The organism is Burkholderia sp. KJ006 (assembly GCF_000262695.1).
Taxonomy (GTDB): domain Bacteria; phylum Pseudomonadota; class Gammaproteobacteria; order Burkholderiales; family Burkholderiaceae; genus Burkholderia; species Burkholderia vietnamiensis.
This window is the reverse complement of sequence record NC_017921.1, coordinates 2,130,503-2,150,935: the sequence shown is the minus strand read 5'-3', so window position 1 is coordinate 2,150,935 and position 20,433 is coordinate 2,130,503. Positions and strand designations below refer to the sequence as shown.

The 20,433-nt window shown below is 65.7% G+C and carries 14 protein-coding genes and 2 pseudogenes; 9 read left to right on the top strand and 7 right to left on the bottom strand.

Annotated features, from left to right (window positions below; all coding sequences use genetic code 11):
• Positions 1-34 precede the first annotated feature (34 nt).
• The 3 genes and pseudogenes from MYA_RS23355 (at position 35) to MYA_RS23345 (ending at position 10,320) form a co-directional block, all read left to right on the top strand.
• Positions 35-8,680: a GH36-type glycosyl hydrolase domain-containing protein gene (locus MYA_RS23355; protein WP_014725343.1), complete on the top strand. Its 8,646-nt coding sequence runs from the start codon at positions 35-37 to the stop codon at positions 8,678-8,680.
• A gap of 161 nt (positions 8,681-8,841) precedes the next feature.
• Positions 8,842-9,060 (top strand): glycine zipper 2TM domain-containing protein, encoded by a 219-nt coding sequence (locus MYA_RS23350; RefSeq protein WP_034194773.1) that lies wholly within the window; start codon positions 8,842-8,844, stop codon positions 9,058-9,060.
• 86 nt (positions 9,061-9,146) lie between these two features.
• Positions 9,147-10,320 (top strand): annotated as a pseudogene (locus tag MYA_RS23345) (DesA family fatty acid desaturase).
• A 64-nt stretch (positions 10,321-10,384) separates the two neighbouring features.
• Here MYA_RS23345 and MYA_RS30270 read toward each other — a convergent pair.
• On the bottom strand, positions 10,385-10,564 hold the full coding sequence (locus MYA_RS30270; protein WP_014725342.1) for a hypothetical protein: 180 nt from the start codon (positions 10,562-10,564) through the stop codon (positions 10,385-10,387).
• Positions 10,565-10,631: 67 nt separating this feature from the next.
• Positions 10,632-10,904: a hypothetical protein gene (locus MYA_RS23340; RefSeq protein WP_014725341.1), complete on the bottom strand. Its 273-nt coding sequence runs from the start codon at positions 10,902-10,904 to the stop codon at positions 10,632-10,634.
• Between the two features lie 531 nt (positions 10,905-11,435).
• On the opposite strand from MYA_RS23340, the gene MYA_RS23335 reads away from it, so the two are divergent.
• Positions 11,436-11,771, top strand: coding sequence for a hypothetical protein (locus MYA_RS23335; RefSeq protein ID WP_034194774.1), 336 nt, complete (start codon positions 11,436-11,438; stop codon positions 11,769-11,771).
• Positions 11,772-11,886: 115 nt separating this feature from the next.
• Here MYA_RS23335 and MYA_RS23330 read toward each other — a convergent pair whose 3' ends face one another.
• Entirely contained in the window at positions 11,887-12,063 is a 177-nt protein-coding gene (locus MYA_RS23330; protein WP_034194764.1) for a CsbD family protein, read from the bottom strand.
• A 322-nt stretch (positions 12,064-12,385) separates the two neighbouring features.
• On the opposite strand from MYA_RS23330, the gene MYA_RS23325 reads away from it, so the two are divergent.
• The 3 genes from MYA_RS23325 (at position 12,386) to MYA_RS30255 (ending at position 13,836) form a co-directional block, all read left to right on the top strand.
• Complete coding sequence (locus MYA_RS23325) at positions 12,386-12,973, top strand: BPSL1445 family SYLF domain-containing lipoprotein (protein WP_034194765.1); 588 nt, start codon at positions 12,386-12,388, stop codon at positions 12,971-12,973.
• A 61-nt stretch (positions 12,974-13,034) separates the two neighbouring features.
• Positions 13,035-13,181, top strand: coding sequence for a DUF3096 domain-containing protein (locus MYA_RS30260; protein WP_014725336.1), 147 nt, complete (start codon positions 13,035-13,037; stop codon positions 13,179-13,181).
• Between the two features lie 496 nt (positions 13,182-13,677).
• Positions 13,678-13,836 carry a DUF3309 family protein gene (locus MYA_RS30255; RefSeq protein ID WP_072465587.1) on the top strand — a complete coding sequence of 53 codons (159 nt, stop codon included), beginning with the start codon at positions 13,678-13,680 and terminating at the stop codon, positions 13,834-13,836.
• Positions 13,837-13,952: 116 nt separating this feature from the next.
• On the opposite strand, the gene MYA_RS23320 is transcribed toward MYA_RS30255, so the two are convergent.
• Complete coding sequence (locus MYA_RS23320; protein ID WP_041494206.1) at positions 13,953-15,242, bottom strand: cation:proton antiporter; 1,290 nt, start codon at positions 15,240-15,242, stop codon at positions 13,953-13,955.
• Positions 15,243-15,594: 352 nt separating this feature from the next.
• Here MYA_RS23320 and MYA_RS23315 point away from each other — a divergent pair, with 352 nt between their 5' ends.
• Entirely contained in the window at positions 15,595-15,813 is a 219-nt protein-coding gene (locus tag MYA_RS23315; RefSeq protein WP_041494205.1) for a hypothetical protein, read from the top strand.
• Between the two features lie 185 nt (positions 15,814-15,998).
• Here MYA_RS23315 and tkt read toward each other — a convergent pair whose 3' ends face one another.
• From tkt to MYA_RS23300, 3 genes and pseudogenes are all read right to left on the bottom strand, one after another.
• Positions 15,999-18,074, bottom strand: a complete 2,076-nt coding sequence (gene tkt, locus MYA_RS23310) for a transketolase (protein ID WP_014725334.1) — start codon at positions 18,072-18,074, stop codon at positions 15,999-16,001.
• Positions 18,075-18,155: 81 nt separating this feature from the next.
• Positions 18,156-18,935 (bottom strand): PRC-barrel domain-containing protein, encoded by a 780-nt coding sequence (locus MYA_RS23305; RefSeq protein ID WP_014725333.1) that lies wholly within the window; start codon positions 18,933-18,935, stop codon positions 18,156-18,158.
• Positions 18,936-19,572: 637 nt separating this feature from the next.
• Positions 19,573-19,794: pseudogene (locus MYA_RS23300) on the bottom strand (transposase); the annotation flags it as partial.
• 426 nt (positions 19,795-20,220) lie between these two features.
• Here MYA_RS23300 and MYA_RS23295 point away from each other — a divergent pair.
• Positions 20,221-20,403, top strand: a complete 183-nt coding sequence (locus tag MYA_RS23295; RefSeq protein WP_041494320.1) for a hypothetical protein — start codon at positions 20,221-20,223, stop codon at positions 20,401-20,403.
• The last annotated feature ends 30 nt before the right edge of the window (positions 20,404-20,433 follow it).

Below are 20,433 nucleotides of genomic sequence, written 5' to 3'. Positions count from 1 at the left end.
GGGCGGATGGAGTGGTCATTCAGGAGAAGGTGCCGTGAAGATTCGCGTTGCGCGTATTTTGCGACGCCGGACATCGCCATGGAGCAATGCACGACCGATTCGCGAGGAGTTCTTTGGTGATGAACGGCTGGCGCAGCATGCGGGAAGCCTGGCGCGTGCGCAGAAGGTAGTGCCCGGGGCGGCCTCTGGCCCGTCTCTGGCGACGCGGCTGAAGGACAACGCGGATCATCTGCTGAAGGCGTACCGGAACACCGTGGCCGCAGACGCCCGCGGCGAAGAGATCACGCCGGCAGCGGAGTGGCTGCTCGACAATTACTACCTGGTCGCGGAGCAGGTGCGGCAGATCCACGATGATCTTTCCCCACGCTATTACCGGCAATTGCCCAAGCTCGGCAACGGCCCGTTCGCCGGTTATCCGCGCGTATTCGGGATCAACTGGTCGTTCGTCGCCCATACGGACAGCCGTTTCGATCCCGATGTACTGTGCCGTTTCATGCTGGCCTATCAGGCGGTGGAACCGCTGACGATCGGCGAACTGTGGGCGGTGGCGATCACGCTGCGCATCGTGCTGATCGAAAACCTGCGGCGGCTCGCGGATCAGATCATCGACGACCGGCGCGCGCGGCTCGATGCCGACGCGCTCGCGGATCGCCTGCTCGGCGAACGCGGGCAGGCGCGGGCGGAGACAGAGCCGCTCGTCGCGCGTTATGAGCAGGCGGTATCGCACGATGCGTTCGCGGTACAACTGATCCAGCGGCTGCACGATCCCGATCCGGCCGTCGCACCGGCACTGGTGTGGCTGCATCGGCACCTGGCAGCGCGCGGCGCGACGCCTGACCAGATCGTCGCCTCCGTCAACCACGAGCAGGGCGCCGCCAGCCTCACCGTGCGCAACGTGATCACCAGCATGCGGCTGATTTCGGAGGTGGACTGGACCGAGTTGTTCGAGCGCATCAGCCTGGTCGATCGAGTGCTGCGCAGCCACCCGGGTTTCGCGGAGATGGATTTCCCCACGCGCAATCTGTATCGCGACGCGGTTGAAGCGCTTGCCCGCGGCGCGCCCGTCAGCGAGCTCGAGATTGCCCGTCGCGTCGTCGCCGATGCCGTGGCGCAAGGGCCGAGCCAAGCACCGGCCGCCGGCGCGATGCCTAGCCGCGAGGCGGACCCCGGTTACTACCTGCTAGCGGACGGTCGCGCCGCATTCGAAGCGGAGATCGGCTATCGGCCGCCCGTTGCGTTGTGGTTGCGGCGCCTTACTCGCCACGCCGGTCTCGGCGGGTATCTCGGCCGGATCGGGCTGATTGCCGCGCTGCTGCTGACGGGCATGCTGGCATGGCTCGCTCGCATCGAGCCGCCCGGTCAGTGGCTGATCTGGCTCGGCGTCGCCGGCCTGCTACCCGCGCTGGATGCCGCGGTCGCGCTCGTCAATCGCGGCGTGATGCGCGATGTCGGTGCGAAGATTCTGCCCGGCCTCGCATTGCTCGACGGTATTCCGCCGGACCTGTGCACGATGGTCGCCGTGCCGGTGCTGCTGACGACGGAAGCTGCGCTCGGCGAGCAGATCGAGCAACTGGAAATTCATCACCTGGCGAGCCCCAACGGCGCGCTTTACTTCGCTTTGCTCTCCGACTGGATGGACGCGTCCACGCCGCACACCGACAGCGACGACGGGTTGCTGGCATCCGCGATGGCGGGCATCGACCGGTTGAATCGGCTTTATCCGGCCGCGCCGGGCGCAGGCGAGCGCTTCCTGCTGCTGCACCGCAAGCGCGTATGGAGCGACGGCGAACGGTGCTGGATGGGCTGGGAGCGCAAGCGCGGCAAGCTGCACGAGCTGAACCGATTGCTGCGCGGCGCATCGGACACGACGTTCATCGCGACGGCCGACCGGACGCCGCACGTGCCGCCGGACGTGCGCTACGTGATTACGCTCGATGCCGATACGCGGTTGCTGCGCGATACTGTGCGCCGCCTGGTCGGCAAGATGGCGCACCCGCTCAACCGGCCGGTATTCGATTCGGCGAGCCGGCGCATCGTCGGCGGCTACGGCGTCCTTCAGCCGCGCGTCACGTCGTCGCTCGCGAGCGGCGACGAGGGTTCGCTGTTCCAGCGCGTGTCGTCGAGCGCGCACGGCATTGATCCTTACGTGTCAGCCGTATCGGATGTCTATCAGGATCTGTTCGACGAAGGCTCCTATGCGGGCAAGGGCATCTACGACGTCGATGCGTTCGAGGCGGTGCTCGCCGGTCGCGTGCCGGAGAACGCAGTGCTCAGTCACGATCTGTTCGAAGGTATTTTCGCGCGGGCCGGACTAGCGTCGGATATCGAGGTTGTCGAAGCGTCACCGTCCCGCTACGACGTCGCCGCGAGCCGCCTGCACCGATGGGCGCGCGGCGACTGGCAGCTCCTGCCCTGGTTGCTGTTCGGCCACGAACCGTTGACGGCGGTCGGCCGCTGGAAGATGCTGGACAACCTGCGCCGCACACTCACGGCGCCCGCCATGCTGGTTGCGCTACTGGCCGGATGGATGCTGCCGCTCCCCGTATCGCTCGCCTGGAGCGCCTTCGTGCTGGTGACGATCGCGCTGCCGTTCCTGTTGCCTGTATTGAGCGGGCTGGTGCCGCGCTGGCGGCGCACGCACGTGAAGATGACCACGCGCAGCGTGCTCCATGCATGGTCGATGGAGTTGCGGTTCGCGTTGACGCGGTTCGGCCTGTCGATCGTCATGTTGCCGCAGCAGGCGTGGTCGATGGGCGACGCGATCGCGCGTACGCTGTTTCGTGTGGCGATCAGCCGTCGCCATCTGCTCGAATGGACCACGGCGGCCGCAGCGGGGGCGCGCGACCGGCGGACGCTCGCGCCCACCTATCTGCAAATGCGCGGCGGCGTGACGCTCGCACTGCTTGTCGCGGCTGCCGCCCTGATGGCGGGCTGGCGCTTCGATCGTCATACGGGTTGGCTGGCCGTGCCGTTCGTAGTCGTCTGGCTTGCCGCGCCGGCGATTGCGTATTGGCTGAGCCGCGCACCACGGCCGGCGGGCGAGCTGGCGGTGACCCCGCACGATGCGCGTCAACTGCGGCGCGACGCGCGCCGGACCTGGCGTTATTTCGAGACGTTCGTGACGGCGGACGATCAGATGCTGCCGCTGGACAATTTCCAGGAGAACCCGAAGCCCGTCGTCGCGCACCGGACTTCACCCACCAACATCGGGCTGTACCTGCTGTCCGCCGTCAGTGCCCGCGAGTTTGGCTGGCTCGGTACGCTGGACGCGGTGTCGCGGCTGGAGGCGACAGTCGCGACGATGCGGTTGATGTCACGCTATCGCGGCCACTTTTATAACTGGTACGACACGCGCGACCTGCGGCCCCTCGAGCCGAAGTACGTGTCGTCGGTCGACAGCGGCAATCTTGCCGGCCACCTGATTGCCCTCGGCAACGGTTGCCGGGCCTGGGCGAATCAGCCCGCCGGTGTGGGGTGGCAGGCCGCGTACGAAGGGATCGGTGACACGCTCGCGCTGTTGCGCAAAGCCGTGTGCAGCGATGGCGATGCCCGGACGACCTTGCACGGCGAATTCGAGCGGGCCGCGACCGAGCTGGATGAGGCGCTCGCCGTTCCGGCCCGGGAAGTCGGCGCCCCGGACGGCCCCGCCGCGCCGGAATGGTCCGAGATCACGATCCTCACCGCGACGGTCGCCGATGTCGCACGCGCGCTGACGGACGAGGTCGGCGGGGTACGGGGCGGCGACGTCGACGACGTGCTGTTTTGGGCGCAGGCGCTGGAGCACGCGGTGCAGGGGCATTGCCGCGACGCGACGCGCACGCCGGACGAAGCGGACGTGCTGAACAAGCGCCTGCATGCGCTGGCCGATACCGCGTTGCAGATGGCCTACGCGATGGAGTTCGGCTTTCTGCTCGACCCGGTGCGCAATCTGCTGTCGATTGGTTACGCGGTGGCCGACGGGCGGCTCGATCCTGGCAACTACGATTTGCTGGCGTCGGAGGCGCGCCTCGCGAGTTTCGTCGCGATCGCGAAGGGTGATGTCCCGGCACGGCACTGGTTCCGGCTCGGCCGCCTGGCGACGCCGATCGGGCACGGCGCGGCGCTGATCTCGTGGTCGGGATCGATGTTCGAATACCTGATGCCGTCGCTCGTGATGCGCGCGCCGGACAGCAGCCTGCTCGCGCGCACCAATCACCTGGTGGTGCGTCGACAGATCGCCTACGGCGACGGGCTGCGCCTGCCGTGGGGCATGTCCGAATCGGCGTACAACACGCGCGACATCGAGCTGACCTATCAGTATTCGAGCTTCGGCGTGCCGGAGTTGGGGCTCAAGCGCGATCTCGACCAGAACCTAGTGGTCGCGCCCTATGCGACCGCGCTCGCGGCGATGGTCGCGCCGGACGCCGCCGCGCGCAACTTCGAGCGGCTGCGTGCAGCCGGCGCGTGCGGGCGCTTCGGCTTCTACGAAGCGCTCGACTACACGCCCGCGCGCGTGCCGGAAGGCATGTCAGTTGCGATCGTGCGCGCATTCATGGCGCATCACCAGGGCATGTCGATCGTGTCGATCGCTAATGCGCTGCTGGGCGGGCGCATTCGCGCCTTCTTCCATGGCGAGCCGGCCGTGCGCGCTACCGAGCTGCTGTTGCAGGAGCAGGTGCCGGGCCGGGTCGCGGCAGGGCGGCCGCGGGTCGACGCGAGCCCCGCCGGCAGGATGCATGGCGTCGACGCCGGCGTTGCACGGCGCCTGCTGTCGGCGGACGATCCCGCGCCCGTCACGCATCTGCTGTCCAACGGCCACTACGCCGTGATGCTCACGGCCGCAGGCTCCGGCTACAGCCGCCGCGACGATCTGGCCGTCACGCGCTGGCGGGAAGACGCGACGCGCGACGATTGGGGTAGCTATCTGTATCTGCGCGACGCCGAGAGCGGCGAGGTCTGGTCGGCCACGTGGCAACCCACCGGCGTGGTGCCGAACAGCTACGAAGTGACGTTCACCGAGGATCGCGCCGAGTTCGTCCGTCGCGACGGCACCCTGACGACGTCGCTTGAGGTAGTGGTATCCGCCGAGGACGATGCGGAAGTGCGGCGGGTGTCGGTGGCCAATACCGGCTCCCGGCCACGCGTGATCGAATTCACGTCCTATGCGGAAGTCGTGCTCGCTCCGCACGTCGCCGATCATGCCCATCCGGCATTCTCGAAACTGTTCATCGAAACCGAGTACGTGCCTGCGTCCGGCGCGATTCTGGCGACGCGGCGCAAGCGCGCGCCGAACGAGGTGGAAGTTTGGGCCGCTCATCTGGCCGTGACTTCCGGCGAAACCGTCGGCGCGGCAGAATTCGACACCGATCGATTGCGCGTTATCGGACGCGGGCGCAGCGTTCGCCTGCCGCTTGCGCTGACCGAACAGCGTGCGCTGGGCGCTTGCGAAGGCGCGGTACTGGACGCGGCGTTCACGCTGCGGCAGCGGCTGCGCATCGAGCCGGGCTCGAAGGCGAGCATCGCCTACTGGACCATCGTCGCGGATTCGCGCGCGCAGCTGCTCGACCTGGTCGACAAGCATCGCGACGGCGAATCGTTCGCGCGGGCGGCAATGCTCGCGTGGACCCAGGCGCAGGTGCAGCTGCGGCATAGCGCGGTGAGCCTCGACGAGGCCGCGTTGTTCCAGCAACTGGCCGGATACATGCTCTACAGCGATGCGTCGATGCGGCCGGGCTCCGCCGCGCTGCTGCGCCATGCAGCGGCGGTGTCGGCGGCGGGCGGCGTGGGCGCGTCGCCGCTATGGACGCACGGCGTATCGGGCGATCTGCCGATCCTGCTGGTGCGGATCGACGACATCGAGCACATCGCCATGGTGCGGCAGCTGATCCGTGCGCACGAGTACTGGCGGATGAAGCGGCTCGAGGTCGATCTGGTCATCATCAACGAGCGCGCGGCGTCGTACGTGCAGGATTTGCAATTGGCGCTCGAGGGGCTGGTGCGGGCCCGGCAATTGCCGGACGAAGCCGGGCGCGGCAGTATTTTCGTGCTGCGCGAGGACCTGATGGCGGCGGCGGCGCGCGCGCTGTTTCCGGCCGTTGCGCGCGCCGTGCTCGCCGCGCGCAACGGCCGGCTGGTGGACCAGTTGCGACGCCTCGCTGGTTCACCGCCGCCCGCCCGCCCGGATGCCGCGCGCGCGCCGCTGCCGCCGCCCGCGATTGCGCCGCCGAAGGGCGCGCAGGCCGGCGCGGGGCTCGAATACTTCAACGGTATCGGTGGGTTCGCGCGCGGCGGCCGCGAATACGTCGTGATCCTGCAGCCCGGTCAACACACGCCGATGCCGTGGGTCAACGTCGTCGCGAATCCGTCATGCGGCTTCCTGACGTCGGCGGAGGGCGGCGGCTATACCTGGGTGACGAACAGCCGCGAGCATCCGCTGACACCGTGGTCGAACGACCCGGTCACCGATCCGTCGAGCGAGGTGTTCTACATCCGCGACGACGAGACCGGCATGCGCTGGGGGCCGCAGGCGGTCGCGATCGGCGACGATGCGCCGGGCGCGACCGCTTTCGTGGCGAGTCATGGCCAGGGCTACAGCCGGTTTGAGCATTCCGCCGCCGACGTCGCCGTCGAGTTGCTGCAGTTCGTGCCCCTGGCCGATCCTGTCAAGATTTCCCGCCTGACCTTGCGCAACCTGTCCGACCGGACTCGCCGGCTGTCCGTCGCAACCTATGCGGAGTGGGCGCTGGGCGCGTCGCGCAGCGTCGCGGCGCCGCACACCGTGAGCGAGATCGATCAGCCGACCGGCGCGCTGTTTGCCCGCAACGACTGGAGTCAGGTGTATCGCGGCAGGGTGGCGTTCGCCGATTTATGCGGCCTGCAAACCTCGTGGAGCGCGGACCGGCGCGAGTTCATCGGCCGCAATGGCGTCCTGAGCGATCCTGCCGGTTTTCCGGGCAGGACCGGCGCGACGCCGTTGTCGGGCCGCGTCGGCGCCGGGCTCGACCCGTGTGCCGCGTTGCAGACCACGGTCGATCTCGAACCTGGCGGCAGCGTCGAAATCGTCTTGCTGCTCGGTGAAGGTGCTGATGCGGCAACGGCACGACAGTTGATCGCGCATTACCGTCAGGCGGATCTCGACGCGATATTCGCCGCCGTGACGGCGTTCTGGGACGAGACGCTCGGCGCCGTTCAGGTCGAAACGCCTGATCGCGCGATGGACCTGATGCTGAACCGCTGGCTGTTGTACCAGACGCTGTCGTGCCGGATCTGGGCGCGTGCAGGCTTCTATCAGGCGAGCGGCGCGTACGGTTTTCGCGACCAACTGCAGGACGGTATGGCGCTCGCGGCCGTCCGCCCGGCCCTGACGCGCGAGCATTTGCTGCGGGCGGCGGCGCGCCAGTTTCCGGAGGGCGACATGCAGCACTGGTGGCTGCCGGAAAGCGGCAGCGGCGTACGCACGCGGATCTCCGACGACCGCGTCTGGCTCGCCCATGCGGTCGCGCACTACGTCGACGTCAGCGGCGACCGCGAGATTCTCGATGTATCGATCCCCTTCATCGACGGACGACCGCTGGCCGCCGACGAGCAGGACGCGTTCTTTATCCCGCGCATCTCGGAGACGAGCGCGTCGCTGTTCGAGCATTGCGTGCGCGGGCTGGAGTCCAGTCTCGCGCAGGTCGGCGAGCATGGCCTGCCGCTGATCGGCACGGGCGACTGGAACGACGGCATGAACCGGGTCGGAGAAGCCGGGCGGGGTGAAAGTGTCTGGCTCGGGTGGTTTCTGCATGCGACGCTCACGGCGTTCGCCCCGCTCGCCACGGCACGCGGCTCGGGCGAACTGGCGGCGCGCTGGCTGACGCGCGCCGGCGCGTTGCGCGATGCGCTCGCCGATGCGGGGTGGGATGGCGAATGGTATCGGCGCGGCTACTTCGACGACGGTACGCCGCTCGGCTCGGCCGACAATACCGAATGTACGATCGACGCGATCGCGCAGTCGTGGAGCGTGCTGTCGGGCGCGGCGGACCCGGCGCGCGCCGCGCAGGCGATGGACGCGCTGGACGCGTGGCTGATCCGCCGCGACGATGGCCTGGCGCTGCTGTTCGCGCCGCCGTTCGATCGTTCGCCGGTCGATCCCGGCTATATCAAGGGCTATCCGCCGGGCATCCGGGAAAACGGCGGCCAGTACACGCATGCGGCCACATGGTCGGTGCTCGCGTTCGCACAGATGGGTGACGGCGATCGCGCCGCGAAACTGTTCGCGCTGCTCAATCCGGTCAATCGCAGCCGCACGCGCAGCGGCGCGAATCGCTATCGGGTGGAGCCGTACGTGGTCGCCGCCGACGTCTATTCGGTCGCGCCGCATGTGGGCCGGGGCGGATGGACCTGGTACACCGGCTCGGCGGGCTGGCTGTATCGCGCGGGCGTCGAAGGCCTGCTCGGCCTGCGCAGGCATGGCGACATGCTGTCCATTCAACCGTGCGTACCACGATCCTGGCCGGGTTTCAGGGCAACGCTGCGCCACGGGGCGTCGTACTACGACATCGTCGTCGAGAACCCGGACGACGTCAGCAGCGGCGTGTCCCGCCTGGTCGTCGATGGCGTGCGGCGCGCCACCGGCAAAGCGGCGGTGCGACTCGTGGACGACGGCCGGCGTCACAGCGTGGTCGTGACGCTGGGGGGCGCGCAAGCGGCGCTTCAGTGAGGCGGCAGGTCGGCATCCGGGCCGGTACGTTGGCGGACGGACTGCGTGCGATTCACCGCCCATCATGAACCGACGTCCCGAATTTCATCGAGACGTCAGCGCATGGGTTTCCGCGCATCGTGCCGGATTGGACAGCGCAGCGGCAACCCGAGGAGATGATCATGAGAAAGCTACATTCCGTGGCAGTCGAGATGGCGGTAGTCACCATGACGATTGCCTTGCTGGCGGGTTGCGGCGGTATGTCTCGCCGCGGAACGGATACCGTGATCGGGGCGGGTGTCGGCGGCGTCGCTGGCGCGGTCCTGACGGGCGGTAGTGCATTGGGCACGGTTGGCGGCGCGGCCGTCGGCGGCGTTGTCGGCAATCAGGTCGGGAAATAGGCCGGCCGAAGGGTAGGGAATCGGCGCGCGCACTCGCCGTCACGGCGAAGCGCGCGAATACGTGCGTGCTCCGGAGTGCGACCGGCATGTCGGCATTTCTGCTGAGCGGCGAGCTGAGGCTGTCCTGGTGGCAGCTTGCGTGGATCGTGTTCGCGCTCACGCATGTCACCATCATCGGCGTGACGGTGTACCTGCACCGCTGTCAGGCGCATCGGGTGCTGGATCTGCACCCGTGCGTTAGTTACTTCTTCCGGCTCTGGCTGTGGTTGACGACCGGCATGCTGACCCTGCAGTGGGTCGCCGTGCATCGCAAGCATCACGCGAGAAGCGAGACCCCGGACTATCCGCATAGCCCGCGAACCCGAGGCCTCGCGACCGTGCTGCTGCGCGGCGCGGAGCTGTACCGTGAGGAAGTGCGGAACGAGGAAACGCTGCGCCGATATGGCTCGGGTACACCGGACGACTGGCTCGAACGCCACGTCTATGCCCGCTATCCGAATCTCGGCGTCGGGCTGCTGGCCGTGATCGACGTCGGGCTGCCCGGCGTGGCGGCGTGGGCGATCCGGATGATGTGGATTTCGTTCTGAGCCGGCGGCGTGATCAACGGTTGCGGCCACTTCGGCGGCGATCGGAATTTCGCGACGCACGATGCGAGCACGAACCTTTTCCGGATGGGCATCCTGATCGGAGGAGAAGCGCTGCATAACAATCACCACGCATACGTGACGTCCGCCAGGCTGTCGAACCGCCGGTTCGAATTGGACATCGGCTGGCTGTACATCCACCTGCTGGCGGCGTTGAGGCTCGCGACCGTTCGGCGAGTCGCGACGATGCCGCGCCTGCTCGCGAACAAGGTCGTGATTGACGACGCAACGCTGCAAGCGGTCATCCGCAACCGGCATGCGGTGATCGCCGCCTATGCGCGCATGCTCGAACCCGCCTGCCGGGCGGGAGCTGCGCCGCATCCAGGACATGAGCCGGGACGACAAGCGCGCGTTCGCGCTCGGCATGAAACGCTGGCTGCGCCAGGCCAGGGGCCATCAGCGCAAGCCCGATCTGCGCGCGCTGACGAGCCCCAATGCGAACCGGCGAATACGCGTGTACGTGCATATGTACGAGGCGTTGCTCGAGCTATGGACGTGGTTACACGCATCGCACGAGCAATTGCTGGTTCAGTTGCAGGATTGGTGCCGTTGTACGGAGCAGAGCGACATCAAGGCGATCGCCTATTTCTCGATGCGCCTGCGCCGGTATGCGTGATCGCGGCACGCCGCGACCCGCCATGCGGGACCGGCGTGCCACACGCTTGCTGCGCAAGTGCCGCTCATCTTGCCCGATTGTCGGGGCGCGAATAACGCCACTTGCTCGCATTGGAATTGATGCCGGCATCCTGGCGGATGCGCTTTTCGGCGCGTTCGACGTCGGCACGGGCCAGATCATCCCGCTGCTTTTGCCGGGTCGCGTCATCGCGCCGATCGATCGAGGTGCCTGAGTAATATTTCATGGGCTGCTCCTGAGTGAGGTGTGCTCGCGTCGCGAGACGCCGCGTCGAGTCGGATGCGGCGGACGGATCAGATTGCCGCAGGGGCGATCTTGCCGTCCACGATGTCCTTGCCGAATTGCATCGCCAGGTCGAGTGCGAGCGCCGCCGTTTGCGGAGCGCCATGCTCGAAAATGGTCGAGTAACGCGGCGCCGTTGCCGAGGTCGCCGGAATCGTGTCGATGCGCACGATTGAAGCGAAACGCTTCGGGCCGGGGGCGTGCGGATCGCCGAACGGTGGGAAAAGCATTTGTGAATAGACGCGGAGTTCACGTCCGCGATATTCGAGAGTGGGGATGGTCATGATGTGCTCCTGACAGAGCAGCCGTTGGCGCCAAAGGATTCAAGGGCGCCGATGCCTTGACAAAAAACCGGCAGGTATTTTCAGTGTGCGCGCTAGACAATGGTTTCGCAATAAAAGAATTGGATGCCGAAACATATTCTCCATGCTGATAAATCACCGGGCTGCGATGCGGTTGCGGAAGAATTCGCCTCCAAATAGTCGATACCGTACAGACCGGCGCGTGGCGTCCGGTTCACGATGAACTCAACACCGAGGAGGCCGCCATGTGCATCCCACTTTCACCCGAGGTCGTCGAGACCCTCAAATCGCTTGATCGAATTCCGGATTCCCAAGCCGATATTCCGCGTCCCATAGCGAATGAACTATTGACTCACGGGCTTGCATACGAGTCGCGCACCGGCGGCTCGATCAACATGACGGCCGCAGGCCGGCTGTGGCTGAATCGGTGCGCGTATTAGCGCACATGCGTCGGCCAGGCGGGACCGGAGTTTTGTCCTGCAAAACGATCCGTGGACCCATGAGGAGGCAATGATGAAAATCCAATCTACACGATGGTTTACGCTGGACCAATATGCGCCTGTTCGCAACGGATGGTATGAAGTGCGACTGGTGAGCGGCGACACGGCGTTTGCGAAGTTCGGCGACGGCGAATGGACCGAAAAGCCGATGCTCACCTTTACGCGTTGGCGAGGCTTGTGCTCTGATCCGGCCAAGTCGGTCGACCAGGAGACGATTGCCGCGGATGCGACCGCAGCGAAAGGCGTCCGCGATGCGTGGGACGCGTTCTTTCCCGGCATGGGAGACGAGCAGCACAAACCACTTGCCGCCGCGCACGGCGACCACACCCGACGTATTGCGGCATCGTGATGGCCAGTCGGGAAACGGGTATCGCCGGATGTTGCATGCACGCGCCGTCAACACCCGGTGAATCCGCGCACGTTGCCTGTTCGCGCGGCGCGACGGAACCGTTCGCGCGAACACACTACGGCCGCTTCCTGAACTGCTCTTTCGCGTCACCGAATGACGCTTGTGTCTTCCCGACGACCTGCTCGACCTTGCCCTGCATTCTGGTCGATCGATTTCCCATGACCCTGCCGACCATTTCCTTCAGTCTGCCTTTCGCTTCCGCGATGCGACCTCTCACCTGATCCCTGTTCATCACACTGCTCCTTGACATGGGTCGCCTGCTTTGCTGATACGAAACCTGGAACCATCGAAGCGTCATATCGGCCGCTTCAGCGCGGAACAATCAGGGCGCCCGAAGACACACTGCGCGCAATCGAGACGGAAGTCGGTACGATGCCGTACGCGAATCGACGCCGGCGTGCCGTCGAATGCACGCGGGCGGCGATCGGCGCGATCACCGCGAAGAGAGGTTGTGCAGGTTGTCTGTTTTTGCATGCTTGGTACGCTTTCGTACCGCATTCGTATTCGCCTGTGTGTAGCGTCAGGGATATCCACGAACAACCTTGGGGTGAATCATGCAGCGACGAACCTTTCTATGGGGTACGCCGGGATCGATCCTGGCTATCGGCCTCGCGGTCTCGGGATGCACGACGACCGGCACATCCGACGCCAGCGGCCACCAGACCGACAAACGCCACACCATCGATGCAGGCGTCGACTCGACCCTTGCGCGCCTTTACACGACCGCCAAAGGCTCGCGTGAACTCGTCGGCAAGGCACGCGGCGTGCTGGTATTCCCGTCAGTCATCGCGGCCGGTCTCTTCGTCGGCGGCCAGTACGGCGAAGGCTCGCTGCGCGTTGCCGGCAGCACGGTCGGGTACTACAGCACCACCACTGGCTCGATCGGGCTGCAGATCGGTGCGCAATCGAAAGCCATCATTTTCCTGTTCATGACCGAGGATGCGCTTGGTCGCTTCCGTAACAGCGAAGGCTGGTCGGTGGGCGGCGACGCGTCGGTGGCAGTACTGAAAATCGGCGCGAACGGCAACATCGACACCAGCACCGCGACCGCGCCGATCGAAGCGTTCGTGCTGACGAACAACGGGTTGATGGCCGGCGTCACGCTCGAAGGCACGAAGGTCACCCGGCTCAAGTCGCTGTAACGAGCGGCGGAGGCAGGGCGGCTTCGTATCCCTGTGTTGTTTTCAATCTTGCGGAGGGCGCATGCGCGTCCTCACGACAGCGGGCCCGCTGGTTTCGCTGATCGCCGGCATTCTGATTCTTGTGGTTCCCCGTTTGTTGAACTACATCGTTGCGATCTATCTGATCGTCATCGGGTTGCTCGGGCTGTTCGGCGGACATCTCCACTGAACCGGGACCACCCACGAGAAAGCAGGTGACGAACTTCGCAAGCGGCACCCGCGATCGTCGACCCGTTGCCGTCGCCGGGGCCGCACGGTGTCGACCGCGGAACGATGTGCCGGCTCGTTTTCCGGTTGCGCCATCGCGTGCCGATTGCAATCGAGGTCGCGCTGCCGGAGTGATGCTCCGCGATGCCCGCGATGACGCGCGTGCGTCCGGTACGTTGCCGACCGACTCCACGCCCGCGTCCACCTGCTTTCATATCGAAAGAGTCGATGCACGTTCCGAACCTGGTACATCGAGCGCGGGTCCTGCATGAAGAAAGCAGGCGACTTCCGTCCAGGGTACTCAGGCATTCGACAGATGGCACCGCCGATTTCGACGCGACAGGCGACGAACGGCGCATGTGAGCGTATCGACGGAAGCATCGGTTCGATTGCATTCGGCAGCCATCGGTGCGGACGCATCGCGACATGACTGACCGGATTGATTGAGGAGAGACGACATGTCACTGCGACTTCTTCTACTGATCGTGGTCGTGCTGCTGCTGGTCGGGGCGATTCCGGCCTGGCGCTACAGCAACGGCTGGGGTTATGGTCCAAGCGGATTGCTGGGCTTGGTATTGGTCGTGTTGCTCGTCCTGATGTTGCTTGGCAGACTGTGACGCGAGACGTCATCGACACTGCAGGTTCATGGAAATACCGCCGCCCGGCACCTTGAGTGCCGGGCGTTGCACTGCACCGAACCGTTCGACCCGTGCCGCCTCGCCCGCCACGGATCTCACGCATAGCGGCGCATCAGCGGCGCGGCCGAGATGCCGTGCAGCACGATCGACATGGCGATGATGGATAGTACCCACGGAACCAGCGGCAACAGTTCCGCGCGTGGCCCTTGCTCGAGAGCCAGCATCAGGTAATACAGGGAACCCACGCCGCGAATGCCGAACCAGCTGATCAAGCGGCGCTGGTGGTGCGACGCTCGGGAGCCGATCAGCGCGAGCTGGATGGCGACCGGCCGGATGACGAACAGCAGGATTGCGACCACAGCCGCACCCGTCCAGGTGAGCATGTCAGCCCAATAACGGGAGACAAGCGCGCCGATCAGCAGGATCAGCACGGCTTCGGCAATGTGTTCAAGCTCGATCGTGAAACCCATGACCGACTCCGCGACGAATGCATGGGCTTTGTCGGGATCGGTGGAGGTGGCCTCGACATCCTCGCTGTCCACGATGCCGACCGTCTCCTTCGACGTTTTCTGGCCGCTCGTTCGGTGCTCGACGCGCCGCATCGCGACGCCCGCGGCGAACACGGCCAGAAACCCGTAGCCATGAATGGCGAGCGTCACGCCATACGACAGCATGATCAGGCCAAGCGCGAAGAATCCTTCGAGGCCGAGCGCCTGCCCGTGACGGCTGCGCAAGAACGCGACGATCCGAGCGGTGGCGAAGCCGAGCAGCCAGCCGGCGCCCACCCCGGACGCGATGCCCCATGCAATGCCGCCGACCATGCTCCAGTGAACATCCGAACTCGTGCCGGAGCCGCACAACAGCAGGCCGAGCACCGCGCATGGGTAGGCAGTGCCGTCGTTGATCCCGCCTTCGCCGGACAATGAAAACCGCACCAGCTCGACGTCGCCGGCGTCACGCACGCCGACGTCATGAGCAAGCACCGGGTCCGTCGGCGCGATCATTGCGCCCAGCAATACCGCGACGCCGAGACTCAAATTCAACACCAGCACGCCGAGCATGGCGATCGACGCGACAGTGACGATCATCGCGACGATGCCAAGCCGAAGCGGCAACATCCAGCGGCGATCGGTAGGCGGGACACGCAGTCTCAGGCCGATGGCGAACAGCGAGATGAGAAGGCCGATTTCGGCGGCGATGCGCAAACGCGTGACGTCGTCCGGCAATGTCATCGACAGGAAATCGATGCCAGAGGGTCCGATTAGAAAGCCTATCCCGAGATACACCATGGCGGCGCTCAGCGGTAGGTGCTTGAGCGATGATCCGATGAGGCCCATGAAAATCAGCAGGGCTCCGAAGATGAGGCATCCGATCGTTTCGGTCACGTTGCATACTCCGCATAAATGACGTTGCGCTCGCCGCGCTTCGGTTGCAGGTGGCCATGTGGCGTCGCGGAGGCTGTACGCGCGCGCACCGGACGGGGCGTCGATGCCCCACACTCGTCGCACAGTATCGCGCCGATCGTCCCACGTTCGCAGCGAGCCGGTCAGGCGTCTGTCCGATGGCGGACAAAGGAGCGGGCACGACCATTGCGATCGCAGCGACGCGTGCCTGCGGCCCAAGCGGTCGGGAACGCGTGCCAGAAGCGGCACGCAGGCGATGTACGGTAGCGGGCAGAGTGGCGCCGTGCGTCGTCATAGACTGTTCGCCGATCCTCACGACAACCGGAGCGTTGCCATGGCCCACTCAGCAATCGAGGGAGACCTGCGTTCGCTTGAACGACTCATTGCACGCGTCACGCTCGGTGAACCTGCGCCATTGGCACTCTGGCGAATTCGGCTGGAATCGATGCTGGAGAACGGCCGTCTGACGCCCCCGGAGCGCACGCATTTCGTCAGCATCATTGCCCTTATCCTCATGCTCGAACGTCGAGCGGGCAAGTCGGCCGCGCATTGAGCACGGCCGGCCATCGGGTACCGGGGATCTCTATCGGATCGATGCGGAAAGCTTCAACGTAGAGAATCACGTGGAGCGCGCATCGTGTCCGATGCCCAGTCGATGGTCGACGCGGTGCTCGAAGCCGGTACGCGCGATGCCGGCGGCGGCCCGAACGCCTGATTCGCGCACGGGCCGCCGATGGCTCAGGCGAGCAGTTTCATCGCGCGGTCGCAGACGTTCTCGACCGTGAAGCCGAAATCGCGCATCAGCTCGGCGCCCGGCGCCGATGCACCGAAGCCCGCTATGCCGAGCACGTCGCCACGATCGCCGACATAGCGATGCCAGCCTTGCGACACACCCGCTTCGATCGCCAGCCGCGCGCCGACCGACTTAGGCAGCACGGCGTCCTGATATGGCTGAGGCTGAGCGTCGAACAATCGCCAGCAGGGCAGCGACACCACCCGAACCGCCACGCCGCGCGCGAGCAGTTCGACTTGCGCCGCCAGCGCCAACGCGACTTCCGAGCCCGTCGCGATCAGGATCAGCGCGGGGCGGCCGTCGGGGGCGTCGGCCAGCACGTATCCGCCGCGCCGCAAGCCCTCGGCCGGTGCGAACCGGAGGCGATCGATGGTCGGCACGTCCTGGCGGGTCAGGACCAGTGCGGTCGGCCGCTCCCGCGCTTCGAGCGCCACGCGCCACGCGACGGCCGTCTCGTTGGCGTCGGCCGGTCGAATCACCAGCAGGCCCGGGATCGCGCGCAGCCCGGCGAGTTGCTCCATCGGCTGGTGCGTCGCACCGTCCTCGCCGACCGCGAGGCTGTCGTGTGTGAACACATAGATCACCTGCAGGTGCATCAACGCGGCGAGCCGGATCGGCGGGCGCATGTAGTCGGAAAAGATCAGGAAGGTCGCACCGAACGGCAGGATGCCGCCGTGGGTTGCCAAGCCGTTCAGGATCGCGCCCATCGCATGCTCGCGCACGCCGAAATGCAGATTGCGGCCGCTGCGGCTCCAGCCGCCGCCGTCGGAGCCTTGCCGGTCGAGCGCGTTCATGCCGGGGGCCTCGAAATCGCCGAGCCCGGTCAGCGCGGTGAAGGTGGAGGGATTCAGATCGGCGGAGCCGCCGACCAGCGACGGTACGCGGGAAGCGAGGGCGTTCAACACCTTGCCGGATGCGACCCGCGTCGCAATGCCTTGCTGATCGGCCGGAAAGACCGGGATATCGCGGTCCCAACGGTCGGGCAGCGTGCCGCGCACCGTGTTCAGCAGCATCTCCGCCAGCTCGGGGAACGCGCGCGTATAGGCCTCGAACCGCGCGTTCCACTGCTCTTCTCGTGCTCGCCCCTCCACCAGCGCCCGGCGAAAATGCGCGAGCGCCGGTGGGGGGATATGAAACGCGGGATCGGGTGGCCAGCCGAGGTTGTGCTTGGTAAGGCGCACCTCGGCATCGCCGAGCGGCGATCCGTGAGCCTGGTACGTGTCTTGCCGGTTGGGCGAGCCGTAGCCGAGATGCGTGCGCACGAGGATCAACGACGGACGCCGCTGCTCGGCGCGTGCGTTGACCAGCGCCGCATCGATGGCGGCCAGGTCGTTGCCGTCGTGGACCGTTTCGGTATGCCAGCCGTAGGCGTCGAACCGTCGCGCGCGATCTTCGGTGAAGGTGATCGCGGTGCCGGCGGACAGCGTGACCCGATTGTCGTCGTACAGGCAGATCAGCTTGCCGAGCCGGAGATGGCCGGCAAGCGAGGCCGCTTCCGCTGCGACGCCCTCCATCAGGTCGCCGTCGCTGACGAGTACGTAGGTGTGGTGATCCACGATCGCGAAGCCGGGACGGTTGTAGCACGCTGCGAGCTGCGTTTCCGCCATCGCCATGCCGACGGCGTTGGCGAAGCCCTGGCCGAGCGGGCCGGTCGTCGTCTCGACACCCGGCGTGAGGCCGCGCTCCGGATGGCCGGGTGTGAGGCTGCCCGATTGCCGGAAGTTGCGGATCTGATCGAGCGGCAGGTCGTAGCCGGTGAGGTGGAGCAGGCTGTACAACAGCATCGAGCCATGTCCGGCCGACAGGATGAAGCGATCGCGATCGAACCACGCCGGGTTGGCGGGGTGATGCTTGAAATGGCGCATCCATAACGCATAGGCCATCGGTGCGGCGCCGAGCGGCAAGCCTGGATGGCCGCTCGCCGCTTTCTGCACGGCATCGATCGACAGGAAGCGCAGCGTATTGATGCAGAGTGCATCGAGTGCCGAACCTTCGGTTGGCGGGGAATCGGTTGAGGTCATGCAGTTGCTCCCTGGCGTCCGGTCACGGGATATCCCGCACGGGATGGTCGTTGCGTTGGCTAGCCATTGTGCGGGTCAGCGTTATCGGTCTCCGTGCCAATAGCCGTGCTTGCCGTAGAACTCATGCAACTCGATCTCGTAGCTTCGATGCACGAGCTGCGAGTCGTCGTATGGAGGGCTGCGGCGGATCGCGTCGCGCGTGAGCGTGGTCGATACCGTTTCCGTCGGCCAGTCCACCTGGTCGAGCCAGTGAGTCGCGATCAGCACTTCCTTGCCGGTCGACCACCAGCTCGACGTGTCGATCGCCAGATAGCGGATCACCCAGGCTTCATCGTCGTAAATGAAGTCGGACACGTGGCCGATATGTCCGTCCTTGACTTCGAGCCGATAGCCGTCGACCTCGCCGGTGCTGTGCAGATGCGTATCCGCCGGCGTACTGGCCGCCGCGCCGTGCGAGAACAACGGGTCACCCGCTTCGAGGTCCTGCGACGGACCGGCCGGATCGAAAGCCGGGTAAGCACCCATCCCCCAAAGGTTCGGGCCGCCCCAGTAAGTCGGGTAGTTGTAGTAACGCAGGTACTCGATCTCGTGCTGGCGCGATACTGGTTTGTGCGTGTCCACGTTCGGGCTGTCTCTCACCTGCTGTTGCGACAGACTGACATATAGCGTGCGGAATTCGGGATGTGTTACGGAATATGGCGAGATGAGAACCCGTCTGTCGTGCAGCCAGTCGCCCGTCTCGACGACGAGGTAGCGAATACACCAGTTGTCATCGTCGAAGTAGGCCTGGTTAATGTGCCCGATATCGCCGTCCTTCGCTCGAACCGTATCTCCGTGCAACCTTCGGATGCTTCGCAACATGATGTCCTCGTCAGAACGATGCCCTGCACATTGGTAATCAGGCGAACCTGCCTGCCGTGCAGTGGTATCCAGCCGTTCCCGTCGATGCGGAACGATGCCCGCCGAGCGCGTCCCCCGGGTGGCCGGCATGGTTGAGACGCTACACACAACGAATGCCAGATGCGGTACGAAACCGTACAAAGCACGCACGGGCGTAAATCTCCCCTCCCGGCATGTCGCGACACATCCACTCGGTCATCATCAGGATAACGAAGTCGTGAGATTCACTACGTCCACTTGCCGGCCGGGTGTATCCGTCCGCCGGACTGGATTCGTGCGTCACCACAGCCGCAGGGGGAAGAACTGCGAGACGCCGGGCGCCCGTGCGGGGGATGGTCGTGGTGGCGACCGCCGTGATGCGTCATGCCCGCGTGGTTGCCCCGGTCCCAGCCGTGATTCATTCTGTCCGCGCGCAACTGCGGTGCACCGACAAGGCAGCCGAACGGAACGATCAGGCCGACGAGTCGCATCCCCGTTCTCGGTGCCATCGTGTTTCGACATGCGTGTCCGATTGAAACGTCCATCATGTTTAGATGAACGCCTCCCGTTTGCGACGGTTTTTCGTGTGTTCCGACCGCGACAGGATGGGTTGCAGCTTTATACCCGGCAACTGGACCTTACCGCCCGTGCCGGTTTGCCTCGGCACCAGCCCGATCCACGCCGCAAACTCGCGCCCGGATCGGAACGTCTTCACATCCCCCATCGTTGCAACTGCTGCGGTCGCCGTCAGCGGCCCGACACCCGGTACCGCGGCAATTGCCCGGCAGGACTTGTCCTCTCTCTGCCATGCCCGTAGACGCCGTTCGATTTCGGCAATCTGCGTGATCCGGTGCAGGGGCGGCGGCATTCGAGAGTGGGGCGAAAACCGCTGAGCCGAGGGCGACTGTCGCCGCCACGGCGTACGCGCCGGCAATCTGTCAGGGGGATGGCGAGAAGAGCAAGTTTCATGGCGGATCCAGATGGAAATTGAAGGAGTTGACGTCTCGTGATTCATACGGGCGGCGGCGAATTCGGCCCGGTGGCCCGGCTATAGGCGGGTGTGCGGGCTGAGTCTTTCCGATGCTGGACGGTTTGCTGGTGTGCGTGGCTGTCTCGCGATGCCTGGCGTTGGTCGGCGGATCGCGCTAGCACCGGGCGGAATATTCCAATCGGGTCTATGCTGGCAGGTGACCGGAGGCGTTTCACGCGGGCGGCCCAGCTGAATCCGGCGCGGCCCGATCCGAACCTCACCTCCATGGAGGCGGTTATGCGCAGCAGATATCGAGAGCAGCATACGAACGGCGGCAAGAGCGAACGTAATGTCGACGAGGCGGTGGAGGGGACATTCCCCGCCAGCGATCCGCCGTCGATCGGCGGTGTAACGAAAATGATCTCCCGCCCGACCCACCGAAAGCATCATCGGAAGTCGTCGCACATCAAGCACCGCTAGCGCAGGGTGGGCGCCCTGCGCGACCACGAG